Annotated in this window: 19 protein-coding genes and 2 pseudogenes; 12 read left to right on the top strand and 9 right to left on the bottom strand. The window is 43.9% G+C overall.

Going from position 1 to position 23683, the window contains the following annotated elements; translation table 11 throughout:
• The first annotated feature begins 46 nt into the window (after positions 1 to 46).
• The 4 genes from L5L77_RS08180 (at position 47) to L5L77_RS08165 (ending at position 5401) form a co-directional block, all read left to right on the top strand.
• Positions 47 to 2311 (top strand): glycoside hydrolase family 13 protein, encoded by a 2265-nt coding sequence (locus L5L77_RS08180; protein ID WP_263222532.1) that lies wholly within the window; start codon positions 47 to 49, stop codon positions 2309 to 2311.
• Positions 2308 to 4479, top strand: a complete 2172-nt coding sequence (locus tag L5L77_RS08175) for an alpha-amylase family protein (protein ID WP_263222530.1) — start codon at positions 2308 to 2310, stop codon at positions 4477 to 4479. The genes L5L77_RS08180 and L5L77_RS08175 overlap by 4 nt, the downstream gene beginning before the upstream one ends.
• 143 nt (positions 4480 to 4622) lie before the next feature.
• On the top strand, positions 4623 to 5006 hold the full coding sequence (locus L5L77_RS08170) for a VOC family protein (RefSeq protein WP_219233647.1): 384 nt from the start codon (positions 4623 to 4625) through the stop codon (positions 5004 to 5006).
• A gap of 185 nt (positions 5007 to 5191) precedes the next feature.
• Entirely contained in the window at positions 5192 to 5401 is a 210-nt protein-coding gene (locus tag L5L77_RS08165; RefSeq protein ID WP_263185556.1) for a hypothetical protein, read from the top strand.
• A gap of 91 nt (positions 5402 to 5492) precedes the next feature.
• Here the strand turns inward: L5L77_RS08165 and L5L77_RS08160 are convergent, their stop codons facing one another.
• Complete coding sequence (locus L5L77_RS08160) at positions 5493 to 6119, bottom strand: LysE family translocator (protein WP_263222529.1); 627 nt, start codon at positions 6117 to 6119, stop codon at positions 5493 to 5495.
• A gap of 225 nt (positions 6120 to 6344) precedes the next feature.
• Positions 6345 to 7190, bottom strand: a complete 846-nt coding sequence (rhlP, locus tag L5L77_RS08155; protein ID WP_263185554.1) for a rhombotarget lipoprotein — start codon at positions 7188 to 7190, stop codon at positions 6345 to 6347.
• 180 nt (positions 7191 to 7370) lie between these two features.
• Between rhlP and L5L77_RS08150 the strand changes: the two genes are divergently transcribed.
• On the top strand, positions 7371 to 7553 hold the full coding sequence (locus L5L77_RS08150; RefSeq protein WP_263185553.1) for a hypothetical protein: 183 nt from the start codon (positions 7371 to 7373) through the stop codon (positions 7551 to 7553).
• Positions 7554 to 7685: 132 nt separating this feature from the next.
• Here the strand turns inward: L5L77_RS08150 and def are convergent, their stop codons facing one another.
• A complete protein-coding gene (gene def / locus L5L77_RS08145) occupies positions 7686 to 8177 on the bottom strand; it encodes a peptide deformylase (RefSeq protein WP_011789520.1) in 492 nt (163 codons plus the stop codon).
• Between the two features lie 545 nt (positions 8178 to 8722).
• On the opposite strand from def, the gene L5L77_RS08140 reads away from it, so the two are divergent.
• Both L5L77_RS08140 and L5L77_RS08135 read left to right on the top strand, forming a co-directional pair.
• Entirely contained in the window at positions 8723 to 9151 is a 429-nt protein-coding gene (locus L5L77_RS08140) for an MGMT family protein (protein WP_263185552.1), read from the top strand.
• A gap of 215 nt (positions 9152 to 9366) precedes the next feature.
• A complete protein-coding gene (locus L5L77_RS08135; protein ID WP_263185550.1) occupies positions 9367 to 10158 on the top strand; it encodes a DUF3108 domain-containing protein in 792 nt (263 codons plus the stop codon).
• Between the two features lie 305 nt (positions 10159 to 10463).
• Here L5L77_RS08135 and L5L77_RS08130 read toward each other — a convergent pair whose 3' ends face one another.
• On the bottom strand, positions 10464 to 11243 hold the full coding sequence (locus L5L77_RS08130) for a class II glutamine amidotransferase (protein ID WP_263191906.1): 780 nt from the start codon (positions 11241 to 11243) through the stop codon (positions 10464 to 10466).
• 244 nt (positions 11244 to 11487) lie between these two features.
• Between L5L77_RS08130 and fadE the strand changes: the two genes are divergently transcribed.
• Positions 11488 to 13935, top strand: coding sequence for an acyl-CoA dehydrogenase FadE (gene fadE, locus L5L77_RS08125; protein ID WP_263185546.1), 2448 nt, complete (start codon positions 11488 to 11490; stop codon positions 13933 to 13935).
• 117 nt (positions 13936 to 14052) lie between these two features.
• Here fadE and L5L77_RS08120 read toward each other — a convergent pair whose 3' ends face one another.
• The gene (locus L5L77_RS08120) at positions 14053 to 16032 is read right to left on the bottom strand and encodes a cation:proton antiporter (RefSeq protein WP_263185544.1); all 1980 of its coding nucleotides are present in this window, start codon (positions 16030 to 16032) and stop codon (positions 14053 to 14055) included.
• Between the two features lie 508 nt (positions 16033 to 16540).
• On the bottom strand, positions 16541 to 16960 hold the full coding sequence (locus L5L77_RS08115) for a PRC-barrel domain-containing protein (RefSeq protein WP_028760076.1): 420 nt from the start codon (positions 16958 to 16960) through the stop codon (positions 16541 to 16543).
• A 285-nt stretch (positions 16961 to 17245) separates the two neighbouring features.
• Here L5L77_RS08115 and L5L77_RS08110 point away from each other — a divergent pair, with 285 nt between their 5' ends.
• Entirely contained in the window at positions 17246 to 17407 is a 162-nt protein-coding gene (locus tag L5L77_RS08110; protein WP_081729035.1) for a DUF3309 family protein, read from the top strand.
• A gap of 39 nt (positions 17408 to 17446) precedes the next feature.
• Positions 17447 to 17788 carry a BON domain-containing protein gene (locus L5L77_RS08105; protein WP_028760077.1) on the top strand — a complete coding sequence of 114 codons (342 nt, stop codon included), beginning with the start codon at positions 17447 to 17449 and terminating at the stop codon, positions 17786 to 17788.
• Between the two features lie 295 nt (positions 17789 to 18083).
• Here the strand turns inward: L5L77_RS08105 and L5L77_RS08100 are convergent.
• Positions 18084 to 18377: pseudogene (locus L5L77_RS08100) on the bottom strand (transposase); the annotation flags it as partial.
• Positions 18378 to 18390: 13 nt separating this feature from the next.
• Positions 18391 to 19632, bottom strand: a complete 1242-nt coding sequence (locus L5L77_RS08095) for an IS4 family transposase (RefSeq protein WP_263192002.1) — start codon at positions 19630 to 19632, stop codon at positions 18391 to 18393.
• Between the two features lie 94 nt (positions 19633 to 19726).
• Here L5L77_RS08095 and L5L77_RS08090 point away from each other — a divergent pair.
• Positions 19727 to 20282 (top strand): annotated as a pseudogene (locus L5L77_RS08090) (IS5 family transposase); the annotation flags it as partial.
• A 719-nt stretch (positions 20283 to 21001) separates the two neighbouring features.
• Positions 21002 to 23257: a nitric-oxide reductase large subunit gene (locus tag L5L77_RS08085; RefSeq protein WP_263138401.1), complete on the top strand. Its 2256-nt coding sequence runs from the start codon at positions 21002 to 21004 to the stop codon at positions 23255 to 23257.
• Positions 23258 to 23375: 118 nt separating this feature from the next.
• Here L5L77_RS08085 and L5L77_RS22785 read toward each other — a convergent pair whose 3' ends face one another.
• A complete protein-coding gene (locus L5L77_RS22785) occupies positions 23376 to 23624 on the bottom strand; it encodes an IS110 family transposase (RefSeq protein ID WP_411569159.1) in 249 nt (82 codons plus the stop codon).
• Between the last annotated feature and the right edge of the window lie 59 nt (positions 23625 to 23683).

Here is a 23683-nt window from a genome sequence, read left to right as displayed (position 1 = left end):
ATCATGCCAGCACGTTTTACTTATTTATCTTTAAAAGGCTTACATTATGATCCGTCAAAACCTAATGATAGTGCTTTATTTATGTTTGGTTTGCTCTTCATCTAATACGGCCTATGCAAACACCTTTAAGCAAGATATATCGACGGACGTTAAGCTTGAACCCGCGTTTTGGTGGGCGGGGATGCAGAACCCTGAGTTACAGCTGATGCTGTATAGCCGCGAACTTCCAAGCTTACCGCAGCAGATTAAGGTTGATATACAAGGAAAAGGCATCACACTTAAAAGCCTTGAGCACACTGATAACCCTCACTATCTGTTTATCAATTTAGATCTGAGCCAAGCTGCGCCGCAAACCTTTGAGCTGGTGATTTCCAGCACTGATTTGGCTTCAAAAACCAACGCTTCAAAAACCAACACGCCTCTTTATCGCCTGCCCTATACGTTGCAAGCGCGTGCTGAGGGCAGCCGTGAACGCCAAGGATTTAGCAATAAGGATGTGATTTACCTTATCACCCCAGATAGATTCGCCAATGGCGACACGAGCAATGACAATCAGGCCGATATGCTAGAGCAAGTCGCGGCTAACTCTCCTAGCAATTCCAGCAACCCCTATTATCCCGATGCTCGCCATGGCGGCGATATAGCAGGGATCAGCCAGCACTTAGATTATCTGGCAAAACTTGGCGTGACTCAGTTATGGATCAATCCACTGCTTGAGAATAATCAAGCCCAGTATTCATACCACGGTTACTCAATTACCAATTTATACCGCGTCGATCCCCGCTTTGGCAGCAACAAGGATTATAAAGCCTTAGTCGCTAAGGCTAATAAGCTTGGCCTAGGGGTGATTAAAGATGTTGTGGTGAATCATATCGGCTCTAACCATTGGTGGCTCAACGATTTACCCAGCCATGACTGGCTGAACGATGCCACAAAAACGCAGCTAAAGAATCAAGAATCCAAGCCTAATTTGACTCAGTCTGCCGATGCTAAATCCAGCGCTATTAAATCCAGCGTTACCAGCCCCCGTTTCACCAGCCATAGGCGCACGACAGTGCAAGATCCCTACGCGGCAGCGCAAGATCATATTGATTTTGTCGACGGCTGGTTTACCGACACTATGCCAGATCTAAATCAAAGCAATCCAAAACTGGCAACCTATCTTATCCAAAACAGTATTTGGTGGGTCGAGTACGCAGGACTTTCGGGGATACGTGAAGATACTTACTCCTACGCCGACAAAGGGTTTCTCGCTAAATGGTCTAAGGCCGTAATGGCTGAGTACCCAAATTTTAATATTGTTGGCGAAGAATGGACCGCAAACCCCATCACAGTGTCCTATTGGCAAAAGGGCAAAATCAATGCCGATGGCTATACCTCAGATTTACCCAGTTTGATGGACTTCCCGCTATATGAAAAATTGATTGCCAGCCTTAATGAGCCAGAAAGCTGGGATACGGGTTTTATCAAGCTTTACGAGATGTTAGCCAACGATGTTGTGTATGCAGAACCTAGTAAGCTAGTGCTATTTGAAGGCAATCACGACACCAATCGTATCTTCAGTTTAGTGAAAGAAAATATAGACTTATACAAGATGGCCCTCACCTATGTGCTGACCGCCAAACGCATTCCGCAGCTGTTCTACGGTACAGAAGTGTTGATGACAAGCCCAACCGAGGGCCGTCACGATGGCGTTGTACGCAGTGATTTTCCCGGCGGGTTTGCCAACAATGCCACTAACGCCTTTACCGGCCAAGGACTGAGTGAACCTCAACGACAAGCGCAGCAATTTATCCGTACCCTACTGAATTACCGTAAACAATCCCTTGCGCTGCAATCGGGCGAACTACTGCACTTTGTGCCGCAGGATGGCATCTATGTGCAATTTCGCTGCTTATTGAATGACCCATTATCAGCTGACCTAAATGCTAAAGAGCTTAAGTCACTAACTCAACACGATTCTCAAACCCAACACAATGCCTGTACTCAGCCCTTAGCCGATAAAGTCATGGTGATTTACAATAAAAATGACAAAGCAGTCACGCTAGATGTAAACCGCTTTGCCAGTGTACTTGGCGATAACCGCGCCGCTACAGATATCATCAGTGGCAACACAGTTTCACTCAATCAAGCGCTAGCATTGCCCCACGCAGGTGTCACTATCCTTGAGCTTAAAGCCAGACCGCAGCTAAATACTGGCTTACCTAGCCGTCAAACCTCTAATCATATGAGTTACTCAGCTAGCGATTTAACTCAGGCTCAAACAACTCACCCAATCAAAAACTCAACCCTAAAAGGAATTCAGTCTTGAGCTTTTTATCACCTATCTATTCCAGAGTTATTCAGTACCCCCAAGCGGCGAAATTTCCCATAGTGGCTTTACTTATAACCCAAGCAGCGAAAGCCCCGCAGCGCCGACAGTCATCACTCAGCTTATGTTTAAACGCTCTATTCAGTGCCTCTTTATTAACTGCCTCGCTTTATAGCTTCTCGATCAATGCAAATACATCAACGCAGACGCTTGATAATGAGTTACTACCAAAGTCTGAGAGTGAGGTTATGACGCTTAAACCTGTGGTGTATCAAATCTTTACTCGCCTTTATGGCAATAAAAATCCAACCAACAAACCTTGGGGCACGATTGCCGACAATGGCGTCGGCAAGTTTAATGATATCAATGATATTGCACTCAATAGTATCAAGGACCTAGGCGTTACCCATGTGTGGTACACGGGCGTTCCCCACCATGCATTGATTGGTGATTACAGCGCGATTGGCGTGAGTGCTGATGATCCCGATGTGGTCAAAGGACGCGCGGGCTCACCCTACGCAGTCAAAGATTACTACAACGTCAACCCAGATCTGGCGGTCAATCCCGCCAACCGTTTAGTCGAGTTCGAAGCGCTCATTGCCCGTACCCATCAACACGGCTTAAAGGTGATTATCGATATCGTGCCAAACCATGTGGCGCGCCATTATCAATCCGTTAGTAAACCCCAAGGCGTGCGTGATTTTGGCGAAGATGATGATACCAGTCTGGAGTATGCCAAAAATAACAACTTCTATTATGTCGTTGATAAAGTTGATGTTAATAAGGGCTCGGAGGGGGCAAAGGGAAAAGCGCATGCCTTTGAAGTGCCAAGCTTACCCGCAGGACTTAAACCGCTGGGCGGAGAAGCTCACCCCTTAAGTGACGGCAAATTCAACGAATTTCCCGCAAAATGGACTGGTAATGGCTCACGCTTAGCCAAGCCCGATGCCAATGATTGGTACGAAACAGTCAAAATCAATTACGGCGTACGCCCCGATGGCACCTATGACTTCCCTCGCCTGCCAGCCAATTTCGCCACTTTAACGCAGGCGCAGCATTACGCTTTTTGGCAACAACACTTAGCCGAGCTCCCGAGCTCTTGGATTAAATTCAATCAGATTGCGCAATACTGGCTAGCGAAAGGGGTCGATGGCTTTCGCTATGATATGGCCGAAATGGTGCCAGTGGAGTTTTGGAGCTATCTCAACAGCCAGATAAAACACACAAATCCCGATGCCTTTATCTTGGCCGAGGTCTATAACCCTAACTTGTACCGAGATTATATCCAACTTGGCAAAATGGATTATCTGTACGATAAGGTAGATCTTTACGACACCCTAAAAGCCGTGATGGCAGGAAAAACCAGCACAGCTAATATCGCGGCAGATCAGGAAAAAGTGCAGGATATTGAATCTCACATGCTGCACTTTTTAGAAAACCACGACGAGCAACGTATTGGTAATGCGGCATTTTTAGCATCGCTACACACAAATAAGCCCACGGCAACCCAAGCCGTGAATCCACACTATGCCCTACCCGCTATGGTAGTGTCGGCAACGATAGGCACTTCACCGACGTTAGTGTATTTTGGCCAAGAAGTGGGAGAAGCCGCCATCGACAACCCAGGATTTGGTCATGCATCACGCACCAGTATTTTTGACTATGTTGGCGTCCCCGCCCATCAGCGCTGGATGAACAATGGCAAGTTTGATGGTGGACAATCAACCGTAAAGGAAGCCACTTTGCGGGCTTATTATCAAAAATTACTGAACCTAAGCACAGGTAAAAATGTACCTGCACTTTTAGGAGAATATTACTCACTCGATGCCGCCAACCGCAGCGCACAAACCGCCACAATGGATACTCATGGCAGTGCAACGGGTTATGATGACAGCACTTTTGCCTTTGTGCGCTTTGAGGAAAATACAGCCAATAAAACGGGCCAAAAACTGATTATTGTGAATAACTTTAATCAAACCCAAGCAAAGCCATTATCCCTTAAGCTGCCAAAGCCACTTATCGACCAATGGCAGTTAACGGATGGGACCTATCCACTTAAGGATTTGCTGGAAGACAACAAAGCGCAGTTGGTTGTCAAACAAGGGGAAGGACAAGTTCAGATGCAACTTGCACCGCTGTCTTCAGCCATATTCGAGCTGGAAGATTAAACGAGCAAAAAGCCTAGGTGAGCTAAAAAGTGAAATCGACCGATAGCGTCATGTTAAACTGTGACGCTATCTTTTTTTAACCGTTATACTCTCAAACCTTTCTATCTTATTTGATCACCCTTTAAAAATCACAAAGGAAAGCGATGTTACTCGGCATTCACCATGCTGCGATTATTTGCAGCGACTATCAAAAGTCCAAACACTTTTATGTAAACATTCTTGGCCTTACCGTGCTTGCAGAGCATTTCCGTGAGGCACGTAAGTCCTATAAACTTGATTTACAACTGGCCGATAAGAGTCAAATTGAGTTATTTTCATTCGATAATCCACCCAAACGACCAAGCTATCCCGAAGCCTGTGGACTTAGGCATCTCGCCTTTCGCGTAGCATCGATTGAAACCGCCATCGAACATCTTCATAGCCATCACATTACCGTTGAACCCGTCCGCATTGACGAATACACAGGCAGAAAATTCACCTTCTTTAGCGATCCCGACGGCTTACCCTTAGAGTTATATGAGCTATAGCACGAGTGAAATAAGGCAACATCGCAGCAATAAGATGCATAAAGCTTAATTACGCTACGGGATAGTCAGCATTAGACTCAATAAAACGACGCAGCCGTTTAACCAATAGTTTAAGTAATCGATTGACCGGTTTGACGCTGCGATAAGGTCAAAGCCTACCTAGGCTAACCATTTAGGAACTCAAGATGTTTGATAATCCAGCATTATTACTATGGAGTTTAGTCTTTAGCCTCTTTGGTCTTGGCTTTTTCACCTATGGCAAACGCCAAGCGGCCCCCATCCCTTTAGCCGTTGGCCTCACCCTGATGATTTATCCCTATTTTGTCACCAATCTCGCGTTACTTATCGCCATCGGCATCGCCCTGATCGCACTGCCGTATTTTGTGAAGTTGTAACAAGCGATCTTTGTCATAGCTAGATTGAAAAGCTCATATCTATCAGAGCAAAGAGGACTTATGTCTTACTCGACAAAATGACCTTATTCCACTATCTATCACTGGTCATGACTTTACTGGCCAAGCCAATAAGCAACACACCTGATATCCCCTCTAAGGCTCTCGAATAACGCAGGGAATTGGGGCGACTAAATACCCAGCTTCCTGCCGACGCATAAAGGATGTTACACAAGGTCGCTAACAAACTGAAAATAAGACCAAGGGTTAACAGCTGAATTGACGTTGAACCCGCTAACGGGTCAATAAACTGCGGCAAAAAAGAGAGGAAAAATAAAGCGACTTTAGGATTAAGTACACTAACGACAATGCCTTGGAAAACTACGTTGCCGTTTGGTTTGATATTGTTATCAACCACAATTTTATTATTGCCACGCCACATTGATATTAACGCTTGAATGCCTAAATACACTAGATACGCGGCCCCTAACCACTTCACAATACTAAAAGCCAACGCTGAACTGAGAATGATGGCAGATAATCCCAAGCTAGCAGCAAGCGTGTGAACAAAATAACCCACACCTAAACCCATCGCAGCTTTAAGCCCACTGATCATTTTCCCTTTCATTGTGTTAGATACAATGTAGATGACATCGGGTCCAGGGATAAGATTGATAGCAAGGCAAGCAACTGCAAACAGTAATAGTGAATTTAAATCCATTTAATTTTTCTCCTTGTTAAACGCGTAATCTATCGCGCCGCTTAAGTGGTGTCCGACGCAATACCGTAGCCTCTGTAAACCACTTTAAAAAAATCAAAACGTTAACTACAAGTAAATTGGTAACCAGAACCTGTGCTCAACTTTATATACTTTTTGCTCACGTCTTGATTCAAAGCAAACTTCAATTTGCTCATCCTTAACGATCTTAATTTGCGCTTAATTTTTTTATTCACGGCAAATCGTTAAACGGCGCATCGCAAAAATGCCCAATAGTGAAAGTATTAATAAAGATAAGCTGCCACCGCCGCTGTAACCTTGTTTATGTTCTATGGTGGCGACGTGCTCTTCCTTAACCCGAGTTTTAAAACGGGCAAGCTCGTCATCTAAATTGACTATCATGTCGTTCACCGCAAGATCAAAGCCCTCGTAGGATTTCTCTCTTAGGGTTGTCGTCACGCCAACAGCGGTTGAACTTTCAGTTAACTGATTAATGCCTGGCGCCCTAAATAGCATCTTCTGGCTACGCATATCGAAAACGGCTGTATCAACAAAGGTTTGAATCGCATTTTCATTGCCGGGGATTAAATACATGCCCACGATAGTCCAATAAAGGATGGCGGATTTGTTCTCGTGGCTTTGCATCAATTGATCGTAAGAAACCAATGCCATCACATCGACATCATGCAGGCGAGCAACCTGCTGCAAGGTTTCAAAACCTTTACCATTTTTAAGATAGGTACTTGGGATCACTTCGATACGATCGATATAGTCATATTTAACAAAGGATTTTTTCACCTTATCAAGTAATGCCATCTGAGTTCGGCTATCAATTGCATCGCCTTGCCAATGGGACGAAGGCAAGAAAGCGATGCCGACGGTAATAGGTAAACGCAGCACAGGTAAGGATGGCTGCTGGGCTTGGCGACTCTTCTCATCAGGGTATAAATATTCAACTAAGCTACTTGATACCGCATTTTTCTCAGTAGTATTACCGTTAAAAAATGCACTACAACCACCCAGTGAAAGCATTGCGAATGAGGCTATACCACAGGCTATTACCTTAAGTTTCATTTGTTTCCCTACCGTATCCATACACTTGCTGTTAATGATGAAAACTGAACCTACAATAATACCAATCACATTAAATATCTAATCAGTTCAGAGCCTCACAGACATCTCAATCCAAGGCGCATTGACGCAGAAATGGTCATTCCCTTTTAAGTCAATGCAACACCGGAGTGGGATGCCTGTGTGGCTCCCGAAGGGCGGGTTTCAACGCCCTTTATACTGCGTTTAAGGCTTTCGACAGAGCACCACTATGCCTTCAAGCCTTCGCCTTGTCTAAAGCGCGTTGAACTCCCGCTGAATGAACAGATATTTAATACGATTGGTATAATGCAGATTTTGGGTTACCTTATCCACTCATCAGAGTAAAAACAAGCTGTTATGTTAACATATCACAGCATTAATCTTCTTTGATTAGATTTTAAATACAAAAAAGCCGCACTATAAATGCGGCTAGTCAATAGGTACAACCACCTTCTAAAATACAACTTAAGTCAAAAGTTAAGCGTATTTACGCACTTTTTTAAGGGCAATTTGTTGTTTTAGCATGGATAAATGTTCGATAAATACTTTGCCATGCAAATGGTCGATTTCGTGCTGCAACACTATGGCTAAAAACTCATCAGTCTCGATTTCGATAGCCTTGCCAGTTCTGTCTAAGGCTGTCACTTTAACCTTTTCAAAACGTGACACTTTAGCGCGATAACCGGGGATAGACAGACAACCTTCTTCACCGACGAATTCACCTGACTTTTCAACAATCTCAGGGTTAATCAGCACTAAAGGCTGATCGCGACCGTCAGATAAATCGATCACGATAATTGCATCTGTACTGCCGACTTGAGTTGCCGCTAAACCTATACCATCGTCAGTGTGATACATGGTTTCGATTAAATCATCGATAAATCCCTGAACAGCTTCAATATCTTTTACAGGTTGCGCTTTACGTTTAAGGCGCTCATCGGGAATAGTTAGAATATCGAGTACAGCCATGCCAGTTATCTTCTCTCATCGAGTCAAAAAAATTGGCGCTATTATGGACTATTTGACCATTTACACAATATTTAAGCTAAAAACAGTTTAAATATTTTGTTAGTAATCGAGCTAGCCGATAAAAATATCGAGAAGTGCTTAATCCTTTAAATACCAAATACTCTCACATCTTCCGCTAAGCCAGGCTTTACCGTTACACTAGCGTGAACTCATCAAGCAAAAGTTTTTGAGCGTGATTCTTTGTGAGTCATACCAATCGTATTAAATATCTGTTCATTCAGCGAGAATTCAACGCGCTTTAGACAAGGCGAAGGCTTGAAGGCATAGTGGTGCTCTGTCGAAAGCCTTAAACGCAGTATAAAGGGCGTTGAAACCCGCCCTTTGGGAGCCTCACAGGTATCCCACTCCGGTGTTGCATTGACTTAAAAGAGAATAACCATTTCTGCGTCAATGCGCCTGAGATTTAAATACCTGTGAGGCTTTGAACTGATTAGATATTTAATGTGATTGGTATCAATACCATTAAGCTGAGGGTTAACAATTCAATGGCATCGTTTCCTAAAGAAAAATCACCACTGTATCAATACCTTGAACAAGATAAACAGAGTGTAGCGAAAAAACAGCCCCAAGCAGTGGACTTGTCTCCTATGGCGAAAATCTGGCATATCGTCGCCATGATCCCGCAGGGTAAAGTCAGCAGCTATGGCAAAATTGCCGATTATGCAGGATTACCGGGACGAGCGCGTTATGTGTCAAAAGCGCTGAAAGCAGCTCCCGAACATTTGTCACTCCCTTGGCATAGGGTACTCAATAGTCAAGGCAAAATATCCTTCGAGAAAAATTCAACCTTCTTTCAAGAACAGATGGAATTATTAAGAATTGAAGGGATAACAGTGAACTGCGGCAAAATTAATTTGTCTGAATACGAGTGGCGCCCGGATCTGGTGACTTTAGTCATGGCAATGCCATTTTAGTTTAATATATTGATCCATAAACTATTTACATCTCTATTTACAGAAACGTCGTCCTCGGCTATAACCTGCTTACAGTCGATCCGATAATTGATTTATGCTCAACTGATTGACCCAGAACTGTGTAAGTAAGCATGCTACTCGACACTTTTTTATCAACCACTACCGACAATTCTGTAGTGATACAAGGTGAAAACCTGCGACCCAAGGAGCATTCTTTGCGTACCATTCCCACATTATTAGTGAGTTTTACCGTCCTCACTCAAAGTATGTTTGCCATGGCAGCGCCAACGCCGCTAACACCGCAGACGGCCGAATACCAAGTCAACTATGGAGACATTGAATTAGGAAAAGCCAAATACACGCTACCCAATCCCGAAGATGGCGTGTTTAAGTATCGTTTTGATAGCGATCTCAGCCTGTTATTGTTAACCGATGTGCGCCACATCTTGAGTGAATTTACTCAACATGATACGCAGCTCAGTCCTTTGCGTTACTTACAACAACGCCAAGGTGTCGGGCCTAATTACACGGAGCAAACCGCATTCGCCAAAGCTCAAGGCTTTATTCATACCCGTTACAAAGATGAAAAAGGCAAGTTTCCCTATGATGATAAAATCTTTGATCCTCTTATGGTGCAGTTGCAATTTAGGCTAGATATGATGGCGGGCAAAGAAGTGCTCGACTATAAGATGGTCAAGGACAACGAAGTCGATGAATACAAGTTTCATGTGATCGGTAAAGAACGAATGAACATCGACAGCGGCAGTTACGACACAGTCAAAATTGAAGTCGTGCGTGACAATAAAAAACGTCAAACCTTCTTCTGGATGGCGCCTGACTTAGCGTATTTGCCCGTGAGGTTAACTCACTTTGAAAAAGGCAGTAAGCAGCTCGATATTAAGTTACTTAAATATCACTTCGATGAAGTGCCGCACCAAGCAACCATACCTGCAGACATTGCAGAAAAACCGCTAGTGCCTAAACTGCTCGGCACGACTGAAGGTTAATCGGTAAGGCATTGAGTTAAGATGTATAAACTTAACCCAATGATACAAAGCCTTAGCTTCACAATACTGAACTAAAGCCAAACTCATATCGAATAAAGCCCAACCGAACTATATTTAACTGAACTATATCTAACTGAACTTAGGGCCTACCTCTAAGTTCAGTTAATGTTCATGGCTAATGGTTCATCACTGATTGCTAGAAGGTATGTTAGATACTGACTCGAACTTTTTAATAAAGTGACCTGAACAAAACAAAGTCAACCGTAAATCCGCTTGCCCTCATTATTTAGCTCAGTGGTATCACATCAGAGATCGATTAACAGCTCACCCAATCTGAACAGCTTCCAGTTACCCGGCTGCATAACGCGCCACTGTTCATTCTCGGTCAATGGGCGAGTCGCAATCACAGTCACCACATCATGGGCGGTAGTTTCCTTATCAAAATCAATCACCACATCGGTATCAATAAGTTTCGCTTTACCAAACGGCGCGCGGCGAGTGATGTAACATAAGTTATTACTGCAATAGCTCATCAAATGCTCGCCATCGCTCAATATCATGTTGAACACACCTAAGGTACGGATTTGCTCGGCCAACGTTGCGACGTAATGGAAAACTGCCAACATATCTTCAGGTTTAGTACCGCCAAACTTCTGGGCGACTTGTTCCAAAATCCAACAGAAAGCAAGTTCGCTATCGGTATCGCCTACGGGTTGATAGCGCGAGACATGAAACTTGGGCAGATAGTCCGTCAATTGACCATTGTGGGCATAGGTCCAATAACGTCCCCATAATTCGCGGGTAAAAGGATGAGTGTTCTCTAAAGACACACAGCCGCGATTCGCTTGGCGAATATGGCTTATCACCACCTCACTTTTAATCGGGTAGGATTTGATCAATTTTGCAATATGCGATTCGCTACTCGGGCAAGCATCTTTAAAAGTACGGCTACCTTTCCCCTCGTAAAAAGTAATACCCCAGCCGTCCACGTGGGGACCAGTTACACCACCACGTTGTGCTAATCCCGTAAAACTAAACACAATATCGGTCGGCACATTGGCGCTCATCGCCAGTAACTCGCACATATTTCTCGCCTATCATCAATCAAAAAAACTACTTATTGGCATTGTAACTAGTTGATGACATTTGTGGAATGATCAAAGCTGACAAATAATTTAAACAATTGTTTGAAAAATACTTGTATTAAAATTCTCTTAGGTTTAACTTTTATGCGACACAGGTCTGACCACAAACTATAATTGTGATCGCAATCAATAAAACACTCTATGACCTGTGGTTGGCACTCGGTCATATTTAAGGAGAATTACAGTGACTACCCTACTTTGGATCATCGCCATGATCTTAGTGCTAGGAGCCCTAGCTTACCTTCGGGTATCTTTGCTCACTGCCACTATTACAGCCGCTGTTGTGATGACAGCAGGATGGACACTCGATGTTGTCGGCCCTATCTCTTGGATCGTTTTCCTCGTGATCGCGCTGCCGTTAAATATCAGTGCATTTAGACAAAATGTGATCAGTCGTCCACTGATGAAGGTATATCGCGGCATCATGCCGGAAATGTCTTCAACAGAGAAAGAAGCGATTGAAGCCGGCACCACTTGGTGGGAAGCGGATCTGTTTGCGGGTAACCCGAACTGGAAAAAACTCCATAACTACCCAGTTGCGCGTTTAAGTGCAGACGAACAGGCCTTCCTCGATGGCCCTGTTGAAGAAGTGTGCCGCATGGTGAATCAACACCAAGTGTCACATCAACTTGCCGATCTGCCTGCCGACGTATGGCAATATCTGAAAGATCACGGTTTCTTCGCCATGATCATTAAGAAAAAATACGGCGGTTTAGAATATTCAGCTTATGCCCAATCTCGCGTGTTACAAAAACTGGCGGGCTTAAGTAGTGAATTGGCTTCAACTGTTGGCGTACCTAACTCTTTAGGCCCTGGAGAGCTGCTGCAACATTACGGCACGCCAGAACAACAAAACCATTATTTACCGCGTTTAGCCAAAGGCTTAGAAGTCCCCTGTTTTGCACTGACCAGCCCAGAAGCCGGTAGCGATGCAGGCTCGATTCCTGACTTTGGTATTGTGTGTAAAGGCCAATGGGAAGGTGAAGAAGTTCTGGGGATGAAACTGACCTGGAACAAGCGTTACATCACTTTAGCCCCTGTCGCGACAGTATTAGGCTTAGCCTTTAAACTGCGCGATCCAGAGCATCTCCTTGGCGATAAAGAAGAACTCGGCATTACTTGTGCTTTGATCCCTACCGATGTGGAAGGAGTAGAAACGGGTCGTCGTCACTTCCCGCTCAACTGCATGTTCCAAAACGGTCCGACTCGCGGCAACGAAGTATTCGTGCCATTAAGCTTCATCATTGGCGGCCCGAAAATGGCTGGTCAAGGCTGGCGCATGCTGGTGGAATGTTTATCAGTGGGTCGTGGTATCACTCTGCCATCAAACTCAGCTGGCGGCGTGAAAACCGCGGCACTAGCAACAGGGGCTTATGCTCGCATTCGTCGTCAGTTCAAATTGCCTATCGGCAAGCTTGAAGGTATCGAAGAGCCAATGGCACGCATCGGCGGTAACGCTTATCTGATGGATGCGGTAACCACGTTGACCACTACAGGTATCGACTTAGGTGAAAAACCGTCGGTTATCTCTGCGATTGTGAAATATCACCTGACAGACAGAATGCAGAAATGCGTTATCGATGCCATGGATATTCACGGCGGTAAAGGCGTGTGTCTTGGCCCCAATAACTATTTAGGCCGTGGCTACCAAGCTGCGCCTATCGCAATTACTGTTGAAGGTGCAAACATCCTCACCCGTTCTATGATCATCTACGGCCAAGGCGCAATTCGTTGCCATCCGTATGTACTCGCAGAAATGGAGTCAGCGTTTGATACTGAATCGGGTCAAGGTTTAGCTAACTTTGATGCGGCTATCTTTGGTCACATTGGTTTTGCGACCAGTAACTTCATCCGTAGCTTCTGGTTAGGTCTGACATCAAGCCGTTTCTCTAACGCGCCTTATTCAGATAAAACCAAACGTTATTATCAACAGATGAACCGTTTCAGTGCCAACCTTGCCCTGCTTTCTGACTTAGCCATGGCAACCTTGGGCGGCAACCTTAAACGTAAAGAACGTATCTCTGCCCGTTTAGGTGACTTACTGAGCCAACTGTATCTGGCATCCGCCACACTGAAACGCTATGAAGATGAAGGCCGTCAAACCGACGACTTACCATTAGTACAATGGGCAGTTGAAGATGCGCTGTACAAGCTGCAAGCTTCTTTAGACGATTTACTGGATAACTTCCCTATGGGCCTTGGCGGCGCATTACGTGTGGTGATGTTCCCATTCGGTCGTCCACTGAAACGCCCAAGCGATGTGTTAGATCATAAAGTTGCTAAGATCATGCAAACACCGTGTGAAAGCCGTAACCGTTTAGGTAAAGGCCAGTTCTGGACTAACTCTGAGCACAATGCTGTGGGTATCCAAGAACAAACACTACTTGACATCATCGCGTCTGAACCACTACATGACAAAGTCTGTAAAGCCAGTGGTAAACGTCTACCATTTATGTGGTTAGATAAAGTTGCCGCCGAAGGTAAAGCCTTAAGTGTGTTAAGCGATGCCGAAGTGCAATTACTGGAAAGAGCAGAAATTGGTCGTATGAAGTCAATCAACGTTGATGACTTTGACCCAGCAGAACTGCGTCCAGAAGTAGTTTCAACCACTTCACAGGAACGTGCTGCGTAATCCACTCAGTAAGATTTAAACCACAAAAAGGAGGCTAATTAGCCTCCTTTTTTATTACCTATAACCAATCACACGACTCAAGTTATTAGGCAGTATTAAACGCAATAGCAGCCTAGGTTAATTCTTTACTAAGGTCTCATCTACAGCTTGTAGTGCATCAGCGGTATTATCTTCAATAGCCACCTCAGCTTGAGCCTTTTCAAGCTTTAATTGCTCGGCCTCCTCTTCCGCTTTTACCTTTGCTAAAGCAGATTCTGCTGCTTTTTCTTGGGCTTCCCGCTCTGCAATCGCTTGCTGCACTTTGGCTTCTTCTAAAGCTTCAATTGGCAATAGACTGATAAGCTCAATGCCATTCGGAAATACGGTATCATTACCCGAAACAACGACGACCTTACCTTCTTTTGTCAGGTAAACCAGTGGTATTGCCGTCTCACCGTAACGTTTACGAAAATGTTCAAAGCTGAAGTTTTCGGTTAAATTCGTTACTTTAAGTTGAGCGCCTTTCGCCATTAGGCTGGCTATCTTGGCATACGACACTGCATCACCAAACAAACATAAACGTTGCTTATAACTTTCAGAGAGCTGGTGGCGTGCACTGCCTACTTCGGTATTATTAAGACCAAAAACTTTTTTAGCACCAAAAAAGTCTTGGAAATGAAAGCTCACTAACGGGTTTAACTGTCGGTAAGGTGAAATAATCAACACGCGGCCAATTCCAGTTAAATCCATATAGGTTTCAGCATGTTCCGAAACAGGATTACCAAAATACACTGGAATATTATCCATACGCGCGAGCCTAATGTTATCCCAGTTATTATCAGCCAGTAGCACTTTGACATCTTTGGCTTTTAAAATTTTCGCTAACTCTCTGGAAAATTTAGAGGCGCCAAAGATCAATAAACCTTGGGCAGAATCGGCTTTAACACCAAGAAATCGTGCCCAACGTCCCGCAGTCAAACTTTGGATCACTACAGTGCCGATAATAATTAAGAACACTAAGGGCACAATTGCATCTGCGCCCTGCACATTGTTGGCTTCTAACTTGATTGCAAATAAAGAAGATACCGCCGCGGCCACAATACCTCGAGGGGCAATCCAGCATAAAAACCACTTATCCGCTTTCGACAGAGATGTGCCGATACCAGAAACCCAAATACTCAGCGGTCGTGCCAATAACATGGTCACAGCTAAAACCCCCAGTCCACCCCAACCTAAGCCGAGCATGGCATTAGAATCTAATCGCGCCGCCAGTAAAATAAACAGTGCAGAAATCAACAGTACGGTTAATGTTTCTTTAAATTCAAGGATTTCAGCAATATCCACACCACGCATATTCGCAAGCCAAATGCCCATAACCGTCACAGTCAATAAGCCCGATTCTTCTTGTAATAGGTTCGAGCCGACAAAGATACCCAGCATTAAGGTCAAAACGGCGGTATTACGCAGATAGTGTGGCAATAGGTTGTGTCTTAAGATTTGTCCCGTTAGATAACCCGCCACTGCGCCAAGTCCTAATCCGAGGGACAACATAGAGCCTAAGGCATAGAGCACATGCGTCGTTTGATCGCTGGCAACGGTTATGTATTCAAAGACTAACACTGCGAGCAGCGCGCCTATTGGATCAATCACTATGCCTTCCCAACGCAAAATACTCGCTAGCTGGGATTTAGGACGCACACTTCTGAGCATTGGCACGATAACCGTAGGCCCAGTCACTACCACTAGCGCCCCAAAGAGCAATGCAATTTCCCAACTAAAATCCAGTAAATAAAAGGTGGCCGTACTGATACAGGCCCAAGTGATCACGGTACCGATAGTCACAAGATGCGTCACCATACGACCATGATCTTTGATTTCTTTGAAGTTAAGAGTCAAAGCACCTTCAAATAAAATCACGGCAACCCCGAGGGAAATTATCGGGAAAAGCAAATCACCAAAAATCGCATCAGGATTGAGGAATCCAAGCCCAGGGCCTAAAGTGAGCCCACATAGTAACAAGGGTAAAATCGCTGGTAACCGCAGTTTCCAGCCAAGCCATTGACAAAATAACGATAGCACTCCAATTAGCGCTAGCATGCCAGTAATGTGTTCAACCATATAAATCCTTTAGATAACTGAGCTAAATACTAATGAGCTTAGCTTTAATGACGCAGATGACAACAGCATGAACAGTAAGCTGAAATTATCTATTCGATATATCCACTGTTAAATATGACTCTTCCCTCATCACCTATGGAGAAAAAATCAAGAAAACGGAGCAATCTAGCGACATCAAGTAAAATAAGCTGTAGTACAAATCCGAAAACATCAGATTTACCTTAAATAGGGATTTAAACTTAAAATAGAAAAACAAAAAAGCCTTATCTTTCGACAAGGCTTTAATCATTTGATGAAGCGAAGACATTGATCAGCGATACACGCTGGTGACTTTCGATAATACGCTAGCTCAAACTTTTATCGTTACTAGGTTACAACCATGGCAATAAGTAAATCCCTAACAACTAAAATGCGTATGGGCCTACTCACTTGATAGACACAACCACACTTATACATATTTACCGAATCCAAATAATAACGCAGGGGATAAATCCCCTGCTTAACACCATTAATCCCTACGGCTACCGTAGTAATCGTGCAGTTCGTTTTCCCATTCAACATCTTTCATATTGGGCCAATGGCCTTTGTCAAAACCCGGCGCCGTTTTGAGTCGCTCTAATGATATATCCATGACAAAACATTTTTGCTCATGATTAAGTGTCAGCATCTTCCAAGGCACTGCAAACAGCTTTTCTCCAAAACCAAAATAAGTACTGAACGACAGTACCGCATACCCGACGTGGCCCGTTTCCACTTCAAGCATAATTTCTTTGATATCCCCTAAGGTTTCACCAGAATTATTAACAACATTATTGCCGATCAGTGTTTCAGCGCCCATCAGATATGGGCCGGGTCCTTGTGCCAATGATGGAGAAGCGAACTGTGGATTGTTGTAAATACCGTAAACATCGCGATCATGATAATTCATTTTGTTGACCTCTTTATTAGCGCAGCCCATGAAACTGGACAACGGAATAAGTGAAATACCAAACGTTGGTTTCGAATTGAACATGTCCGTCATTGGACATAAGTTAGAGTATGCATCTCTACAATCACTCGCTCTGTTCGGCATACCGCTTATCAGGTAATGCGAATATAAACACATCGACTCGTCAGATCCCTGTAAGTGCGCCAGCGTACCGACATCCCATTTGCTAGGGCACAGACTCATGTTACCCAGTGCAAAATTGCCCCGGTATCAGGAAGATTAGCCATGTCAATTGCGACTATTTTATTGATTATTTTAATTTTGTTATTTCTCGGCATGCTCCCCACTTGGCCCCATAGCCGAAACTGGGGTTATCGTCCTGGTGGACTTATAGGCATAGTGCTACTGGTGCTGATTATATTGCTGTTAACGGGACGCGTTAGCTAATGCGCCCCATTTTTACTCTTTATCAAAAAGGATAATCTGATGAGAACAATTAAAATGTTAAGTATCTTCCTGCTGGCTCTAGGCTTAGTCGCCGTGGCCAGTTGCAGTTCTGCATACAACAAAGAAGGTACTGGCGAGTATTTAGACGACAGTGTGGTCACCACCAAAGTGAAAGCTGCCATTTTAGGTGATAAAAACTTAAGTGTGGCCGAGATTAATGTTGAAACCTTTAAAGGCGTGGTCCAGCTCAGCGGGTTTGTTAAATCGCGTGAAGATATCAATACTGCGGTAAAACTAACAAGCAAAGTCCCCGGCGTTATTTCAGTCAAAAACGATATGCAACTAAAATCTGGCGCACCTTCACCGCAACTAAAAAACTAGTCATTTAATCTCCATCATTCCGCAGCCCCGTTCTGATGCTGCGGCCCTTCTTTTTGCAGCAGATTTTCTGGTGCCAAGTCAATGCCACCACAGGTTGAACCGCTATGCCCACTCAACACCAAGACACATTAGCCCCACAAATTCAGAACCGATTAATCCGTCATCTGCCAGTGGTGGAACAAGCAGATTTATTATCGCAAGCTGAATTAGTCCAACTTAACTTTGCCGACTTACTGTGCAAGCCTGGCGAGTCATATCAATATGTCTATTTTCCCTTAACGGCTTTTATTTCTTTGTCGTGTTTCAAGCTACCAAAGAAACGCTCAACAACGGCATTATCCCAACACGCACCCACATCACCCATGCTGGCTCGGATACCATAGCTCAATAGCAACCAACCGAATTGCTTACTGGTATATTGCGAGCCTCGGTCACTGTGAAATACCAACCCTCGCGCAGGTTGTCGCAGGTTGTAGGCTTTCATTAATGCCTTGAATATCAAATCCGTGGTCATGCGTTTGTCTATGTACCACCCAATCCTGCGTGAATATAAATCCATCACCACAGCCAAATACATCCAGCCTTCACCTTATGCCGTTCACTTAAGAGTGAACGGCATTTTTCTTTGGTCTAACCGGAAACTTGTTTTTGCTCATTTTAAGGACTCTTGGATATGCCCTTTCCCGTTTACCATCCAATTTAAATTGCCGTGCATTTCGTTCTATATCCAATACGTCTCTCGGGACATTCCCCGGCGTTTGTGATGGCAGTTGCGTCAACTTAAAGATGATATAACTCGCCGCATCCCTAAAACTCAGTTGATTAGGATGGACCGATGGCAAGCTTTTAGCCATCAGCAACATCTTATATCTAATGAGATTGTAGGCCAGTAGCACGCCCCACAGCTCTTGAGTCACCAGCTCCGGTAGTTGACTGCGTAGCGTAAAACGACTCTCCAACAGATGTTGTTTCATCTCTCTGTAGCCCAGTTCGATTTCCCATCGATGGGCATATAAGTCGACGATGTCTTCGCTGGGGTAACGCATCGGGTCAGTCAACGAGGTCAAAATGGTAACTGACTTACCTTTCACTGTCTTAGTGAGTAAACGCGCTTCAAGGGTATCTGGGATCTGCGGCCATTTCTTTCTGGCTTGAGGCATGGTGGTGAGTTTCACCCACTGGTCATGTTTTCCCAGCGTTCGCACCACCTCATATTGAGTGCCTTTCTTCAATGGTAACAACCAGTGGCTGTCAGGTTGCGCTTGCTGCCAAGCATGTAACAGGCCTAGCGAGTAAAATCCTCGGTCAAATAGGGTTAGGCTGTGATTGGGAATGCTAGGAATGAGTTGAGATGCTAAGTTCATTTCATTTTCGGCAACCGAATCAAAGGCGCTGTTGACCAACAAATGGCTGCTTAACTCCATCAAGCAAACCATGCGAATTTGCGGATAAGCCGCTTCGCCTGAAGCGTTTGCGGTACGCGCAAAGGCGGCTTGATTTTGGACACTATCGGGTGTCCGCCACACTACACCGTCAACACCATACAAGTTAAGACCGCACCAATGAGGGTGTTCAGCTCTCGCGTGCCAGGTATTGGCGCTGCGACTAAACACTTCTCGAATAACCTCACTGCCCAATCGTTTACGCGCCTGAGTCACGGCGCTGCGTGCAACATAATCAATCTCTTGCGGCAAAACAATGTCGAGTTTGTTGATGAGTGACCGCACAGACTCCCCTCGGAACAAAGCCATTCCGATAACGGCCCAAATCATCGCGTCCATCGGCAATTTACGCCGTCTTAATGTCTCAAAATGAAGTGTCCGATGGGAGATGTGCAGATGAATTCTTCAGCCTTATTTAGGAAAGTCTGCATCTTTTTTTTAAAATGCAAACTTTCGTTACGAATTTATAAGAAGGAGTATCTTATTCCTTTGTAGTGCCACAGGGCTAAAAGTCTTCGGTAAAGGGGAATAGAAAACGCGCAAGCATGGCAGCGAAAAACGCCGCACGTGGCGCAAGTTGCACTCAGCCATAGATGCAAGCACTCACAAAGTTGTTACAGCTAAAGTCAGTCTTGTGTCAGTTGGCGATAATGAAGTACTGCCGACTTTGCTCAATCCTTTACGGCGAAAGATAATGCAGGTATCGGCAGATGGGGCTTATGATACAAAAGGTTGTTATCAATTACTGCGACGTAAAGGCTGCAAAACTACCATCCTACCTCGCTCGAATGCGGGGTTATGGGGAAAAAGAGCATACACGCAATGAAGCTGTTGATGCACTGAAAGCGGATCAGCTTAAACAATGGAAAATCGATAACGGCTATCACCAACACTCTCTAGCAGAGACCACCATGGGCCGATATAAACAGTTGAATAGTCCAATGCTAAGTTTAAGTGATTACAATGGGCAAGTTGTAGAGGCATTGGCTGGTGTGAAGGCAATGAACAACGTCATTAGACTGGGTATGCCCGTTCGCCAGCAAGTTACTTAATCGGCCAGAAGCCTTGAAATGATTTAATCAACAACGCCGTTCAATACTGACTTGTAGCATTAAGCCTGATCATTGCTTCGGACATGTTAAAGAATTGAGCAACATTTTGGCAGTTTATGCTATGGTGTAAAAATGGGCATATGAATGGTAACTGAGGTACTTTTATATTCAAAGCTAATTAACAGTCAGGCTTTGTGTGACCGACGTCAATCATTCACATACCAATGATATTGAAAATGGGCTAGCAGGATGAATATGGAATGTATGGAGTGAAAGTCACCGCCGTACTCGTTTAAAAAACGCAATTTAGGCTTCTGTACGGCTTTGTTTCCTAATAGTGAAATCCAATGTTTGTCGGGTTTAAATCAAAATAATATTCTGATTACAGATAAACGACTGACGATGAAACAAGGGTTTTATGCGCCATACTGGCGATCAGGAAGCACTCTGTAGTTATTTCTGCTTTTAGGAAACAAAGCCCTTCTGTACCCATAAGTAATGCTGAGTGGATAGACATGAATAAACCTTCTATCCGCTGTCTTTTTGTTAAAGTAATTTCCACATTAATTTCAAATAAAATTAACTCGAAAGTTTAAATGCATAAATCACTGCAACATCTATAGTTAACTTAAAGACGTGAGTACTGATACTTATACTTATACTTATGTAGAGTGCAATATTATTTTAAACAATACATGCGTATTCGCAGGAGAAATATTATGGGTGAGTATAGAAAGTTGTGGTGGACCTTATTAAGTGTCTTCGCCGTGACATTTTCGATATTAGGTTATTTTGGCACTGAAATATACCGAAGTGCCCCGCCAATTCCCGCATCATTTGTCTCGGCAAATGGAAATGTTTTAACAACCGAAGAACAAATATTGGATGGACAAACGGCTTGGCAATCTGTTGGGGGCATGCAATTGGGCTCAGTATGGGGGCATGGGGCGTACCAAGCACCGGATTGGACAGCTGATTGGCTACATCGAGAACTTCTTGTTTGGTTGGATTTAGCTGCCAATGATGAATTTCATCGTCCATATGCTGAACTCACTGGTCAGCAGCAAAATATGTTGCGTTACGAGCTCAAGCATGAATACAGAACGAATACATATGACGTTGAAATGAACACAGTAACGTTATCGCCAAGGCGTATTAAAGCAATTGAACAAACCGGCGCTTACTATAGTGCACTTTTTGGTGGGGCACCTGAACTGCAAAAAACACGCGAAAGCTATGCGATGAAAGAAGTTACGCTGCCCAATCCTGAGCGACGAGCACGCTTATCGGAGTTCTTTTTTTGGACCGCTTGGGCGGCTGCCACTGAGCGTACCGACGGAAAGGCAACGTACACGAATAACTGGCCTCATGAGCCATTAATCGACAATGAACCTACCACTGAGAATATCGTTTGGTCCATCATCAGTGTGGTTATTTTAGTCGCTGGCATCGGTGCACTTGTTTGGGCATGGGCTTTTTTACGTAAAGAAGATGGCGAGCCTGTCGCTCCAGAGCATGATCCTATCTTGTCGTTTAGCTTAACGGCATCACAAAAAGCCTTAGCTAAGTATCTATTACTCATTGTGTCTTTATTTACATTTCAAGTGTTTATTGGTGGATTTACCGCACATTACACGATCGAAGGGCAAAGTTTCTACGGTATCAAAACCTCAGAGTGGTTTCCTTATAGTTTAGTCCGTACTTGGCATATTCAATCTGCACTGTTCTGGATTGCATCTGGGTTTCTTGCTGCTGGGCTGTTTCTTGCACCTGTGATTAATGGCGGCAAAGACCCTAAATTCCAGAAAATGGGTGTTGATATATTATTCTGGGCATTAGTTATTGTTGTTGTTGGTTCGTTCATCGGTAATTATTTAGCAATTGCACAAATCATGCCTGCGAACTTGAGTTTCTGGCTAGGACACCAAGGTTATGAATACGTTGATTTAGGTCGTATTTGGCAAATTGGTAAATTTACTGGGATCGTTTTATGGTTAGTGTTAATGATGCGATGTATTACCCCAGCATTACAGCAAAAAGGCGATAAAAACCTTTTAGTATTATTTATGCTGTCGGTGATTGCGATAGGTTTATTTTACGGTGCTGGATTCTTCTATGGTGAACGTACTCACATTTCTGTTATGGAATACTGGCGATGGTGGATTGTTCATTTATGGGTAGAGGGCTTCTTTGAAGTATTTGCAACAACTGCATTGGCATTTATCTTCTTTAACATGGGATTAGTTACCAAACGCATGGCAACAGTTGCTTCGTTAGCATCAGCCTCATTATTTCTGTTAGGAGGCATCCCTGGAACGTTTCACCACTTATATTTTTCGGGTACAACAACCCCAGTAATGGCTGTAGGTGCAACGTTTAGTGCACTTGAAGTTGTACCTCTAATCGTGCTCGGTTACGAAGCGTGGGAACACTATAAATTAAAGAATAGAGCTCCTTGGATGGCAAATGTTAAATGGCCGATCATGTATTTTGTTGCTGTTGCTTTTTGGAACATGTTGGGTGCCGGTGTATTAGGTTTTATGATCAACCCACCTATTTCTCTATATTACATTCAAGGTCTTAACACGACGGCAACGCATGCACATGCTGCACTGTTTGGTGTGTATGGTTTCTTAGCACTTGGCTTTACATTACTGATATTGAGGTATATTCGACCACACTTGATACTTAATGAACGTTTAATGAAAACATCATTTTGGTGGATGAATATCGGCTTAGCCTTAATGTTATTTACCAGCCTTTTACCTGTTGGCATTATCCAATTTATTGCCAGCGCATCTGAAGGTCTTTGGTATGCGCGTAGCGAAGCACTACTACAGAGCGATACACTGGTAACATTACGCTGGATACGTACAATCGGTGATGTCGTATTCATTGTTGGGGCACTAGCAGTCACTTTGCAGGTCTTTAAAGGCGTATTTAGCGCTTCTGGTAAAGAGGTACATTTGAAATAAAGTGAGATATGAACGATCATCTCTCGGTCAAAATACAGGCCTATTAACTATTAAGGCCTGTATTTTTATGAGATAAACTTAGAGGGAGCAAGATGGTCAAAGTGCACCTAATTTTCATTCAGATTTGGAAGCCCATAGAGTATAAATACAGTGCTATTGCTTCATGATAAACCCCTGTGGATTCCATCGTAATGACAATGTCATTACGCTGACATTTAGATAGCTTCGAGTTCCAATCATTGATGGCTAAATAGTCAATCTTTCTGTTTTTGAAACATTTAAATTTGCTGCCGCTCTTGGCTTGATTTAGCAATAAACAGAGATCGAGCGTTTCTTTGCTTACATCAATTCCAACATTTAATCTCATATCAATGACTCCACTTGCACATACAGCATCATTAGTAAATCACTAAGTGCTCGGATACC

It is taken from the genome of Shewanella sp. SM29 (genome assembly GCF_025654245.1).
In the GTDB taxonomy this organism is placed as follows: Bacteria; Pseudomonadota; Gammaproteobacteria; order Enterobacterales; family Shewanellaceae; genus Shewanella; species Shewanella oncorhynchi.
This window is presented reverse-complemented; position numbering and strand designations above follow the sequence as displayed.